Raw genomic sequence first — 12,189 nt, 5'->3', positions numbered from 1 at the left:
TCTTTTTTGCGTGCCGTTAGCCGTTGAAGACTTCGTCCACGCTCTGCAGCGGGTAGTGCTGCGGATACGGCAGGGTCGCCACGCCAGACTCGATGGCCGCCTTGGCCACGGCGTCGGAAACGACGGTGATCAGGCGTGGGTCCATCGGCTTCGGAATGATGTACTCACGGCCGAACTCCAGCGCCTGCACGCCATAGGCGTCGCAGACTTCCTTCGGTACCGGCAGCTTGGCCAGGTCCTTCAGGGCGATGGCGGCAGCGATCTTCATCTCTTCGTTGATGCGCTTGGCACGTACGTCCAGGGCGCCACGGAAGATGAACGGGAAGCCCAGCACGTTGTTGACCTGGTTCGGGTAGTCGGAACGACCGGTGGCCATGATCACGTCGCTGCGGGTCTCGTGGGCCAGCTCCGGCTTGATTTCCGGGTCCGGGTTCGAGCAAGCGAACACGATCGGGTTCGGCGCCATGGACTTCAGGCCTTCGGGGCTCAGCAGGTTCGGGCCGGACAGGCCGACGAACACGTCCGCACCTTCCAGGGCATCGGCCAGGGTGCGCTTGTCGGTGGCGTGAGCGAACTGCGCCTTGTACTGGTTCAGGTCGTCGCGACCAGCGTGGATCACGCCGCTGCGGTCGATCATGAAGATGTTCTCGACCTTGGCGCCCATGCTCACCAGCAGCTTCATGCAGGAGATGGCGGCAGCACCGGCACCCAGGCAGACGATCTTGGCGTCTTCGAGCTTCTTGCCGGCGATTTCCAGGGCGTTGATCATGCCGGCCGCGGTAACGATCGCGGTGCCGTGCTGGTCATCGTGGAACACGGGAATGTCGCACTGCTCGATCAGGGTACGCTCGATCTCGAAGCACTCCGGCGCCTTGATGTCTTCAAGGTTGATGCCGCCGAAGGTGATGGAGATGCGCTTGACGGTATCGATGAAGGCCTGTGGGCTTTCCGAGTCGACTTCGATGTCGAACACATCGATGCCGGCGAAACGCTTGAACAGAACGCCCTTGCCTTCCATGACCGGCTTGGAGGCCAGCGGGCCGAGGTCGCCCAGGCCCAGGATGGCGGTGCCATCGGAAATCACGGCGACCAGGTTGCCCTTGCCGGTGTATTGGTAGGCCAGTTCCGGATCACGGCCGATCTCGCGCACCGGTTCGGCGACGCCCGGGCTGTAGGCCAGGGCCAGGTCGCGGGCGGTTGCGGTGGGTTTGGTGAGCTCGACGCTCAGTTTCCCCGGACGAGGCTGAGCGTGGTATTCGAGAGCGGCGGTTTTCAGGTCTGACATGGTGGGCATTCCGCTATTTACTGTTCTGACGGACCGCCGAGGATACGCAAAGAGCCGGGGGGCCACAAGACTGCCCGGTCACTTCTGTCAAGGCCTTCAGCCTACGACTTTACGCTATAACCCGCGGGGCATACGGCCTCAGTGTGTACAATTCATCAGCGTAATGTCTACAATTTTTTAGCCTGAAATGCGCTCCAACATGCTCGGATCGGTCAATGGCAATACCCAGCGTCGCTGCCCCGGCTTCAACCCGCCCTTGCGGGAGCGATCCACGACCCAGCCGCGCGCCTCGACCTGGCGTCCCTTGAGGTTATCGAAGAAGCCTGAGGGGAAGTTGCGTTGTAGACGAGCGGGAACCTGGAGCACCACGGCATCGTCCAGCTCCAGCCAGATCCCGCCACGATTGCGCTCGATACCGCGGATCTTGCCGCCGATGACGGCAAACCCTGATTGGCGCACGTCGCTGGCGCGGATGACCGGCGACTGCCGCCAGAGCCCCGCCCGCACGGTGCGGGCAGCCTGTTCGGCCTGCTGCTGGCAGCCGGCGAGCTTGACGTTGGGAGCGACCGCAACCCGGTAGCCCAGCCCTTCGCTGAGCAGCCGTGCCTCGAAATTGTCGCCATCGCGCCCATAGATGTGCGCCAGGGTGCGCCCGTACTTGTCTTTCGCTTCGACACCCGGCAGCAGCCCGACACGGCCGTCGCTGGCCTTGACCAGCGCCTGCAGGCGGCGCCGTGCAGCCTCGGCATAGGGTTCGCTGGTACGGCCCTTGCGGCCGATCTCGGGCGCATTGATGCCGATCAGGCGTACGCTGCGCCCGTCGCTCAGGCGCAGGGTGTCGCCATCCACCACCTGGCGCACCGCTACCTGCTGTACCTTGTCGGGCAGTGGGCAGAAGGCCAGCGCCGGAACATGCCAGATCGCGCCCATGAAAAAGGCGCCCACGAGGGGCGCCTTTTTCCACAGCAGCGCGAAACCCGAAGGATTCGCCATGCGCATGATTACTTCTTGGTACCGAACATACCGAAGCGATCGGCGAACTTCTGTACGCGACCACCGGTGTCCAGGACCTTCTGCTTGCCAGTGTAGAACGGGTGGCACTGGGAGCAGACGTCGATCGCCAGCGGCTTGGCCAGGGTCGAACGGGTCTCGAACTTGTTACCGCAGCTGCAGGTGACCGCAACTACTTCGTAATTCGGGTGAATTTCTGGTTTCATCGTCACTTCCTCGAGCTGCGTGCCGCCACCCAACACCAATTGTTGAATACCGCACGGAAATAGGCGGCGAATAATACCAGAGCATTGCGCCAACGCAAGTTGTCGCGAGCACCGACCGTCGTCTGCTAGTCTCGCGTGATTTCCGAAATACCCTCCAGAGACCTTCCGCGTGTCCGACGTCATCCTGCGCCTTGCCCTGCCCTCGCCCCTGCGTCGCCTGTTCGACTACCGGGCGCCGGCGAGCATGGCCCGCCAGGCACTCACGCCAGGCATGCGCATCCGCGTGCCGTTCGGCCGCCGCGAAATGATCGGCGTACTGGTGGAAGTCTGCGACAAGAGCGAGGTGCCGGCCGATAAGCTCAAGCCGGCCACGGCCCTGCTCGACCCGGTCTCGCCACTGCCACCGGCACTGTTCAAGCTGTGCCTGTGGACCGCCCAGTACTACCAGCACAGCCTCGGCGACACCCTGAACTGGGCACTGCCGACCCTGCTGCGCCAGGGAGAGCCGGCGCAGATGCGCCAGGAGCGCTTCTGGCATGTCGCCCCCGGTGCCCGCCTGGAAGACCCGCGCATCGCCCGTGCGCCACGCCAACGCGATGCCCTCAAGACCCTGTCCCAGCACCCCCATGGCGTGGCCCACAGCCTGCTGGGCAAGCTCGGCCTGAACAAGGACAGCCTCGACCTGCTGCTGGCCAAGGAGCTGGTCCAGGTGGAAGTACGCCGCCACCTGCCGCTTTCCCGCCACGAACATTGGCTGGCCCAGCCGGAACTGCCGCTGAACGACGAACAGCAAGCCGCGTTCGACGCCGTGCGCTCGGGCTTCGGCAGTTTCCACGCCTTCCTCCTGGCCGGGGTGACGGGCAGTGGCAAGACCGAGGTCTACCTGCAATTGATCCGCGAGGCCCTCGAAGCAGGCAAGCAGGCGCTGATCCTGATCCCCGAGATCAATCTCGGGCCGCAGACCCTGGCGCGTTTCGAGCAGCGCTTCAACGCCCGCATCGCCCTGCTGCACTCGGCAGTGGGCGACCGCGAGCGCCTCGATGCCTGGCTGGCGGCCCGCGATGGCGAGGCCGACATCATCATCGGCACGCGCTCGGCGCTGTTCACGCCGATGAAGCATCCGGGGCTGATCATCATCGACGAAGAACATGACGGCTCCTATAAACAGCAGGAAGGCCTGCGTTACCATGCTCGCGACCTGGCCGTGGTGCGCGCCCACCAGGAGAACATCCCCATCCTCCTCGGCTCCGCCACGCCCTCGCTGGAGAGCCTGCACAATGCCCACAGCGGCCGCTATGGCCTGCTGCGCATGACCCAACGCGCCGGCGGCGCACAACCGCCACGGCTGCTGCGCCTGGACGTGCGCAGCCGACCGCTGGATAGCGGCATCAGCGGCCCGCTGCAACAGGCCATCGGCCAGACCCTGGCGGCGGGCCAGCAGGTGCTGGTGTTCCTCAACCGCCGCGGCTTCGCCCCGACCCTGCTGTGCCATGACTGCGGCTGGCTCAGCGAATGCCCGCGCTGCGATGCGCGGATGACCGTGCACCAGCGTTCCGGCGTGCTGCGCTGCCATCATTGCGGCCATGACGAGCGCCTGCCACAGCAGTGCCCGCAATGCGCCCATGTGGACTTGCGCCCGGTAGGTGCGGGGACCGAGCGTGCCGAGGAGCGCCTGAAGGTCCTCTTCCCGGACTACCCGGTGCTGCGCGTCGACCGCGACAGCACCGCGCGCAAGGACGCCATGCACAACCTGTTCACCACCATCCAGCGCGGGCAACCGAGCATCCTGGTCGGCACCCAGATGCTCGCCAAGGGGCATCATTTCCCCCGGGTGACGCTGGTCGCCATTCTCGATGCCGATGGCGGCCTGTTCTCCGGCGACTTCCGCGCCAGCGAGCGCATGGCCCAGTTGATCGTCCAGGTGGCTGGCCGCGCCGGGCGCGCCGAAGACCCCGGCAAAGTGATCATCCAGACCCACCTGGCCGAACACCCGCTGTTGGTGCAACTGACAGAACAAGGCTACTTCGCCTTCGCCGAGCAGGCCCTGAGCGAGCGCCGCGCCGCCGGCCTGCCCCCCTTCGCCCACCTCGCCCTGCTGCGCGCCGAGGCGCACAAGCCGGGCCAGGCCGAGGGTTTCCTCGACGAGGCCTGCAGCGCCGCCGAACGCTTTCTGGCCGAACAGGGCCTGCAGGGCATCGAGCTGCTCGGCCCGGTCCCCGCGCCCATGGAGCGCCGCGCCGGGCGCTTCCGGGCACAGTTGCTGTTGCAGGCCAATGCCCGGGGAGCATTGCATCGGCTGATCAGCGCCTGGTTGCTGGCATTGGAGCAGATGCCGTCGGGACGCCAGGTGCGCTGGTCGCTGGATGTGGACCCGGTGGATCTTTATTGAGCGGCAAGCTGCAAGAAGCCGAAAGGTTGGCAACCCGGCTCCGGGAACGGATAATGTTCAGTTTTTCCACCTGCGCATCGAAGCGCCCTACCGCGCTTGCGGTCGAAAAGAGACCCCCATGAAAGACACCATTCGCCAGCTGATCCAGCAAGCCCTCACCCAACTCGTCGCCGACGGTGTGCTGCCTGAAGGGCTGACGCCGGCGATCCAGGTGGAAAACGCCCGGGACAAGACCCACGGCGATTTCGCCAGCAACATCGCCATGATGCTGGCCAAACCCGCCGGCATGAAGCCGCGCGACTTGGCCGACAAGATCATCGCCGCCCTGCCGACCAGCGACGACATCAGCAAGGTCGAGATCGCCGGCCCGGGCTTCCTCAACTTCTTCCAGAACATCGACGGCCTGGCCAGCCGCCTGGACGCAGCCCTGGCCGATGACCACCTGGGCGTGCGCAAGGCCGGCCCCGCCGAGAAGGTGGTGATCGACATGTCGGCACCCAACCTGGCCAAGGAGATGCACGTCGGCCACCTGCGTTCGACCATCATCGGCGACAGCGTCGCCCGCGTCCTGGAGTTCCTCGGCGACCAGGTGATCCGCCAGAACCACGTGGGCGACTGGGGCACCCAGTTCGGCATGCTGCTGGCCTACCTGGAAGAGAACCCGATCACCAGCGACGAGCTGTCGGACCTGGAGAACTTCTATCGCGCCGCGAAGAAGCGCTTCGACGAGTCCGAGGCGTTCGCTACCCGCGCCCGTGGCCTGGTGGTCAAGCTGCAGGCCGGCGACCCGGACTGCATGGCGCTGTGGACACGCTTCAAGGACATTTCCCTGTCCCACTGCCAGAAGACCTACGACCTGCTCAACGTCAAGCTGAGCATGGCCGACGTGATGGGCGAGAGCGCCTACAACGATGACCTGGCCAACGTGGTCGCCGACCTCAGGGCCAAAGGCCTGCTGGTCGAGAACCAGGGCGCCCAGTGCGTGTTCCTCGACGAATTCAAGAACACCGAGGGCGAGCCGCTGCCGGTGATCGTGCAGAAGGCCGACGGCGGCTACCTCTACGCCACCACCGACCTGGCCGCGGTGCGCTACCGCAGCAACGTGCTCAAGGCCGACCGAGCCTTGTACTTCGTCGACCAGCGCCAGGCCCTGCACTTCAACCAGGTGTTCGAGGTGGCGCGCCGCGCCGGCTTCGTTGGCCACCCGATGCAGATGGAACACATGGGCTTCGGCACCATGAATGGCGCCGATGGCCGGCCGTTCAAGACCCGCGACGGCGGCACCGTGAAGCTGATCGACCTGCTCACCGAAGCCAAGGAGCGCGCCTACGCGCTGGTCAAGGAGAAGAACCCGAGCCTGTCCGAGGACGAGCTGCGCCGTATCGGCGAAGTGGTCGGCATCGGCGCGGTGAAGTACGCCGACCTGTCCAAGCACCGGACCAGCGACTACAGCTTCAACTTCGAGCTGATGCTCAACTTCGACGGCAACACCGCGCCCTACCTGCTGTATGCCTACACCCGCGTGGCCAGCGTGTTCCGCAAGCTGGGCAAGGGCTTCGACGAGGTCGACGGCAAGATCGTGCTGCAGGCGGCCCATGAGCAGGACCTGGCCGCGCGCCTGGCGCAGTTCGGCGAAGTGCTCAACAGCGTGGCCGACAAGGGCACGCCGCACGTGCTGTGCAGCTACCTGTACGACATCGCCGGCCTGTTCTCCAGCTTCTACGAGAACTGCCCGATCCTCACGGCGGAAACCGCCGAGCAACAGCAGAGCCGCCTGCGCCTGGCGGCCCTGACCGGTCGCACCCTCAAGCAGGGCCTGGAACTGCTCGGCCTGGAAACCCTGGAGCGCATGTAAGTTGGCTGCCAAGAAGAAACCCGCCCCCAAGCGTGGCGCCAGCCGCTACCAGCCCCCGGCCAAGCAGCCGATCCCTGGCTGGATATGGCTGGCGGTCGGCCTGACTGTCGGCGCCTTCATCGTTTTTCTGATGAAGCTCGAACCGGGTAGCGAAGACATCAAGCGCACCAAGCCCGAACAGCAGAAGCCAGCCAAGGTCGCCGAAAGCGCCAAGGCCACCGCGCCGGCACCGCAGCAGCCGGTCAAGCCGAAATACGATTTCTACACGCTGCTGCCGGAGTCCGAGGTCATCGTGCCACCCGAGGCCGTGCCGGAGAAAACGCCGCCAGTACCGGCCCAGCCGGTCAAGCCGGTGACGCCTGAGGAAGCGGCGAAGATCGACACGGCCAGGGCCCAGGCTGCGCTGATGGGGCAGACGCCACCGCCGGCGCCACCGGTCATCAAGCCGGCGGCGACCACCCAGTTCTTCCTCCAGGCCGGCTCGTTCCGCAAGCAGGCCGACGCCGACAAGGTCCGTGCGCAGATCATCCTGCTCGGCCAGTCGGTCAAGGTGGAGTCGGGGACGGTGAAAGAGGAAACCTGGTACCGCGTGCTGGTCGGCCCGTTCAGCAACCGCGAACAGCTGACCGTGGCGCAGAAGCAGCTGGCAGGTGCGGGTTTCAGCAACCTGCTCTTGCAGCGCAGGCAGACCCGCCAGCAATGAAGACCAAGGCCTTGTCGCTCTCAGCTACAAGGCCTTTTTTAACTGCAAGCGGCAAGCAAAAGCAGGCGGCGCTCATATGAGCCGAGCACGGCCATGGCAACCTGCGGCTTTCCTAGCGGCGTTCGGCGTTGACTTGGGAGATCTGGCTGTTGAGGGTCCAGAAGTCGTACAGCACGCCCAGCAGGAACAGACCGCCTGTGAACAGGTAGATCAGGGCACTGATCCATTTGCCCTGGTACAGGCGATGCGCACCGAATATGCCAAGGAAGGTCAGGAGGATCCAGGCCAGGTTGTAGTCCACCCGCCCGGACTGGAAGCGCATGTCGGCCTCACGGTCCATCGACGGGATCAGGAACAGGTCGATCAGCCAACCGATGCCGAGCAGGCCCAAGGTGAAGAACCAGATCGTCCCGGTGATCGGCTTGCCGTAGTAGAAGCGGTGCGAGCCGGTGAAGCCGAAGATCCATAGCAGATAGCCGAGGACCTTGCTGTGGGTGTCGTGGAACGGCACGCCCTGTTGATAACTGTTCATTCATAGCTCCCAGGGGTTAGCGGAAAATTTTCTAAGGAAAAATGTGACTTTTTCGCGAGAAGCCGACGTATGGCAGCGGCGCATCGACCAACGGATCAGAATTTGATCAAAAAGCTGTTATAAAGTTGCGCGCCAACACATACCTAGATAATACAAAAGAGCTTCAACTATGCCGCCTTTCTTCAAGACATGGCTGACCCTCTGCCTTTTATTGCCATTGGCCGCCCACGCCACCAACCGTGAGCAACGCCTTCCCAACGGGTTCACCGGCTATACCACCAATGCCAGCAGCACGGTGAAACGCGCGCCGGTCAAGCACAGCACCCTGCGTGCCCGCCCGAGCAATGCCGCCAAGGCCCCCGGCAACCTGCCGATCGCCGCGATGTCGGCCAAGCAGAGCAGCGACGTGCTCAGCCGCGCCGTGAATGTCCTCGGTACGCCCTATCGCTGGGGCGGCAGCAGCCCGAGCAAGGGCTTCGATTGCAGCGGGCTGGTCAAGTATGCCTTCAACGACGTGGCCGACGTCGACCTGCCGCGCACTTCCAATGCCATGGCCCACGGGCATGGTATCAAGGTAGCCCGCAGTGACCTCAAGCCGGGTGACCTGATCTTCTTCAACATCAAGAGCCGCCGGGTCAACCACGTCGCCATCTACCTGGGCAACGACCGCTTCATCCATGCGCCCCGGCGCGGCAAGCGGGTGAGCATCGACAACCTGAACAAGCCGTACTGGCAGAAGCACTACGTGGTCGCCAAGCGGGTGCTGCCGAAGGAACAGGAAAGCCAGGTATTGAGCCTGGCCAAGCGCTGAGCTGCCCCCGGCATCGGCGTCCTTTGGGGCCGCTTCGCGCCCCAAAGAGTCGAGCCAAAATGATGTGACTTGCAGGCTGCACAGGCTTGTCGTGGCACAGGCACTAGAGCGCTCAAACCAAGCCCTGGTCCCTCAACCCCTGCATCGCCGCCTCCATCGTCCGCATCCCCGCCGCCGCCCCGGCCTGCATCATCGAATACAGCTGCGTCACCCGCCCCTCGCGCACCAGGTTGCGCACCGCCGGCGTGGCCACCAGCACCTCCCGCGCCGCCACCCGGCCACCGCCAATACGCTTGACCAGCACCTGCGCCACCACCATGCGCAGCGACTCCGCCAGCATCGCCCGCACCAGCGGCTTCTCCTCGGCAGCGAACACCTCCACCAGCCGATCGATGCTGTTCACCGCCGAGCGGGTATGCACCGTCGCCAACACTAGGTGCCCGGTTTCCGCCGCGCGCAGGGCCAGGCGGATAGTCTCCAGGTCACGCAACTCACCGATCACGATCACGTCCGGGTCCTGGCGCAGGGCGCTGCGCAGGCCGTGGGCGAAGCTGCGGCAATGTCGGCCGATCTCCCGCTGGTTGACCAGGCTGCGCTGCCCGCTGTGGATGACTTCGATGGGGTCTTCCAGGGTGATGATATGCAGCGCCCGCTGGCGATTGAGCTGGTCGACCAGGGCCGCCACGGTGCATGACTTGCCACTGCCGGTCGGCCCACCGATCAGTACCAGCCCGTCATGCAATTGCGCAACAGATTGAAATACTTCATTCAGCCCCAGCGCATCGACGCTCGGGATGCCGGCCGGCAGCAAGCGGACGCTCGCCCCCGGCCCATTGCCCTGCCGGAACAGGTTCAGGCGAAAGCGCCCCAGCTCCGGCAGCGTGAGCGCCAGGTCCAGTTCGTCGCCAGCCGCCCACTCGCGCCGCTGCGACTCTTCGAGCAAGGGCGCCATGCCCTCGGTGAGGGCTTGCGGCGCCAGGCGTGGCAGCTCCAGGCGTTGTAATTCACCATCCAGGCGCAGCATCGGTACTTCGCCCGCGGCCAGGTGCAGGTCGGAAGCCCCCGCAGCCACGGCCCGGGCCAACAGGTCGGTCACGTCCATGAGACTCCCCAAAGGCCATCAAGCAGGTAGAATGCCGCAGACCACTGAGCCGTCGGCACCGATCCATGTCCACCATAGCAGACAACCTTTCCGCCCTCGCCGCCCGCATCGCCAGCGCGGCCAAGGCCGCCGGACGCGACCCGGCCAGCATCCAGCTGCTGGCGGTGAGCAAGACCAAGCCGGCCAGCGCCATCCGCCAAGCCCATGCCGCCGGCGTGGTCGACGTGGGCGAGAACTATCTCCAGGAAGCCCTGGCCAAACAGGAAGCCTTGCGCGACCTGCCCTTGACCTGGCACTTCATCGGCCCCATCCAGTCGAACAAGACCCGTGCAATCGCCGAGCATTTCGACTGGGTACATTCCGTGGACCGCCTGAAGATCGCCCAACGCCTGTCCGAACAGCGCCCCGCCGGCTTGGCGCCACTGAACATCTGCCTGCAGGTGAACGTCAGCGGCGAAGACAGCAAGTCCGGCTGCGCCCCGGACGAGTTGCCTGCCCTGGCCAAGGCCGTCGCCACCCTGCCCGGCCTGCGCCTGCGCGGGCTGATGGCGATCCCCGAGCCTACCGAGGAACGCGCCGCGCAAGAGGCCGCCTTCGCCACCCTGCGCCACTTGCAAGACAGCCTCGGGCTGGAGCTCGACACCCTGTCCATGGGCATGAGCCACGACCTGGAAGCCGCGATCGCCCAGGGAGCGACCTGGGTCCGTATCGGTACCGCCCTGTTCGGTGCCCGCGACTACGGGCACGCCTGAATCCATGCTTTACTCACTCTTTCCCTCAAGGACCTGACATGAGCAAGACACGTATTGCCTTTATCGGCGCCGGCAACATGGCCGCCAGCCTGATCGGCGGTCTGCGTGCCCAGGGCCTGGACGCCGCGCAGATCCGCGCCAGCGACCCAGGCGCCGAGACCCGCGCACGGCTCCAGGCCGAACACGGCATCGCAACCTTCGAAGACAACGCCCAGGCCATCGCCGGCGCCGACGTGATCGTCCTGGCGGTCAAGCCGCAGGTCATGAAAGCCGTGTGCCAGGCCCTGCAGCCGCACCTCGAGGCGGGCCAGCTGATCGTTTCCATCGCCGCCGGTATCACCTGCGCCAGCCTGCAAGCCTGGCTCGGCGCCCGCCCGGTGGTGCGTTGCATGCCCAATACGCCGGCGCTGCTGCGCCAGGGCGTCAGCGGCCTGTACGCCACCGGCGAGGTATCGGCCGAGCAGCGCCAGCAGGCCGAGCAACTGCTGCGCGCCGTGGGCACCGCCCTGTGGCTGGAACAGGAGCAGCAACTGGACGCCGTCACCGCCGTATCCGGCAGTGGCCCGGCCTACTTCTTCCTGCTGATCGAGGCCATGACCGCCGCCGGCGAAAAACTCGGCCTGCCGCGCGAAATCGCGTCCCAACTGACCCTGCAGACCGCCCTGGGTGCCGCGCGCATGGCCGTGTCCAGCGACGTGGACGCCGCCGAGCTGCGGCGCCGGGTAACCTCGCCGGCCGGCACCACCGAGGCGGCGATCACGTCGTTCCAGGGCAACGGTTTCGAGGCCATCGTCGAGCAGGCGCTGGAGGCCGCGGCGAAGCGTTCCGCCGAGCTGGCCGAACAATTGGGCAAATAAGGAGCTGTCGATGAATGCACTGTCCGGCGCCGCGATCTTCGTGGTGCAAACCCTGGTCAGCCTGTACCTGGTGATCGTCCTGCTGCGCTTCGTGCTGCAGATGGTCAAGGCCGACTTCTACAACCCCCTGAGCCAGTTCGCGGTACGCGCCACCCAGCCGCTGCTCAAGCCGATCCGTCGCATCATTCCCAGCATCGGCGGCCTGGACACCTCGTCCCTGCTGCTGTCGGTGGTGATCCAGGCGCTGCTGATGGCGTTCGTGCTGATGGTCAGCTACGGCACCTTCGGCGACGTGCTGCACCTGCTGATGTGGGCCATCATCGGCGTCACCTCGCTGTTCCTGAAGATCTTCTGGGTCGCGATGATCGTCATGGTGATCGTCTCCTGGGTCGCACCCAACAGCCACAATCCGGCGGCGCAACTGGCCTACCAGATCAGCGAACCGGTACTGGCGCCGTTCCGCCGGCTCATCCCCAGCCTAGGCGGCATGGACATCTCGCCGATCTTCGCCTTCATTGCCATCCAGGTGATCCAGTCGTTCGTCATGCCCCCTCTGGCAGCCTACGCCGGCATGCCCCAGGAGCTGTGGCGGATGATCTGATTCGACCGACGCCCCCGGTGGCAAGCCTTCGCTTGCCGCTGGGGGTGGCCCTCTTTAGACTTACGCCTCCGTCAAGCGTGAGCAG

General features: G+C 65.4%; 12 protein-coding genes. 7 read left to right on the top strand and 5 right to left on the bottom strand.

The annotated features are described in order from the left end of the window. Positions 1-16: 16 nt before the first annotated feature. The 3 genes from WCE05_RS02695 to rpmE all read right to left on the bottom strand — a co-directional run bounded on the left by WCE05_RS02695 (position 17) and on the right by rpmE (position 2,502). Complete coding sequence (locus tag WCE05_RS02695) at positions 17-1,285, bottom strand: malic enzyme-like NAD(P)-binding protein (protein WP_225787539.1); 1,269 nt, start codon at positions 1,283-1,285, stop codon at positions 17-19. 177 nt (positions 1,286-1,462) lie between these two features. Beyond that, positions 1,463-2,284: a thermonuclease family protein gene (locus tag WCE05_RS02690; protein WP_225787540.1), complete on the bottom strand. Its 822-nt coding sequence runs from the start codon at positions 2,282-2,284 to the stop codon at positions 1,463-1,465. A 2-nt stretch (positions 2,285-2,286) separates the two neighbouring features. Then, complete coding sequence (gene rpmE, locus WCE05_RS02685; RefSeq protein ID WP_225787541.1) at positions 2,287-2,502, bottom strand: 50S ribosomal protein L31; 216 nt, start codon at positions 2,500-2,502, stop codon at positions 2,287-2,289. A gap of 169 nt (positions 2,503-2,671) precedes the next feature. Between rpmE and WCE05_RS02680 the strand changes: the two genes are divergently transcribed. The 3 genes from WCE05_RS02680 to WCE05_RS02670 all read left to right on the top strand — a co-directional run bounded on the left by WCE05_RS02680 (position 2,672) and on the right by WCE05_RS02670 (position 7,449). Next, positions 2,672-4,891, top strand: a complete 2,220-nt coding sequence (locus WCE05_RS02680) for a primosomal protein N' (protein ID WP_368815398.1) — start codon at positions 2,672-2,674, stop codon at positions 4,889-4,891. Between the two features lie 118 nt (positions 4,892-5,009). After that, positions 5,010-6,746 (top strand): arginine--tRNA ligase, encoded by a 1,737-nt coding sequence (gene argS / locus WCE05_RS02675; protein WP_253079860.1) that lies wholly within the window; start codon positions 5,010-5,012, stop codon positions 6,744-6,746. Between the two features lies 1 nt (position 6,747). Further along, the gene (locus WCE05_RS02670) at positions 6,748-7,449 is read left to right on the top strand and encodes an SPOR domain-containing protein (RefSeq protein WP_225787544.1); all 702 of its coding nucleotides are present in this window, start codon (positions 6,748-6,750) and stop codon (positions 7,447-7,449) included. 112 nt (positions 7,450-7,561) lie between these two features. Here WCE05_RS02670 and WCE05_RS02665 read toward each other — a convergent pair whose 3' ends face one another. Beyond that, positions 7,562-7,981, bottom strand: a complete 420-nt coding sequence (locus WCE05_RS02665) for a TM2 domain-containing protein (protein WP_225787545.1) — start codon at positions 7,979-7,981, stop codon at positions 7,562-7,564. Between the two features lie 169 nt (positions 7,982-8,150). On the opposite strand from WCE05_RS02665, the gene WCE05_RS02660 reads away from it, so the two are divergent. Then, positions 8,151-8,792, top strand: a complete 642-nt coding sequence (locus tag WCE05_RS02660) for a C40 family peptidase (protein ID WP_225787546.1) — start codon at positions 8,151-8,153, stop codon at positions 8,790-8,792. A gap of 112 nt (positions 8,793-8,904) precedes the next feature. On the opposite strand, the gene WCE05_RS02655 is transcribed toward WCE05_RS02660, so the two are convergent. After that, positions 8,905-9,894, bottom strand: a complete 990-nt coding sequence (locus WCE05_RS02655; protein ID WP_368815397.1) for a type IV pilus twitching motility protein PilT — start codon at positions 9,892-9,894, stop codon at positions 8,905-8,907. Positions 9,895-9,959: 65 nt separating this feature from the next. On the opposite strand from WCE05_RS02655, the gene WCE05_RS02650 reads away from it, so the two are divergent. Genes WCE05_RS02650 through WCE05_RS02640 form a run of 3 tightly spaced genes read left to right on the top strand, consistent with a single transcriptional unit; the run spans position 9,960 to position 12,104 of the window. After that, positions 9,960-10,646: a YggS family pyridoxal phosphate-dependent enzyme gene (locus WCE05_RS02650; protein ID WP_225787548.1), complete on the top strand. Its 687-nt coding sequence runs from the start codon at positions 9,960-9,962 to the stop codon at positions 10,644-10,646. A 38-nt stretch (positions 10,647-10,684) separates the two neighbouring features. Continuing rightward, the gene (gene proC / locus WCE05_RS02645; RefSeq protein WP_368815396.1) at positions 10,685-11,503 is read left to right on the top strand and encodes a pyrroline-5-carboxylate reductase; all 819 of its coding nucleotides are present in this window, start codon (positions 10,685-10,687) and stop codon (positions 11,501-11,503) included. A gap of 10 nt (positions 11,504-11,513) precedes the next feature. Continuing rightward, positions 11,514-12,104, top strand: a complete 591-nt coding sequence (locus tag WCE05_RS02640; protein ID WP_225787550.1) for a YggT family protein — start codon at positions 11,514-11,516, stop codon at positions 12,102-12,104. Positions 12,105-12,189: the final 85 nt, after the last annotated feature.

Origin of the sequence: Pseudomonas sp. I2, assembly GCF_040984075.1 — a bacterium.
In the GTDB taxonomy this organism is placed as follows: domain Bacteria; phylum Pseudomonadota; class Gammaproteobacteria; order Pseudomonadales; family Pseudomonadaceae; genus Aquipseudomonas; species Aquipseudomonas guariconensis_B.
Note: the sequence above shows the minus strand (reverse complement) of the source record. Positions and strands in the feature narration are given on the sequence as shown.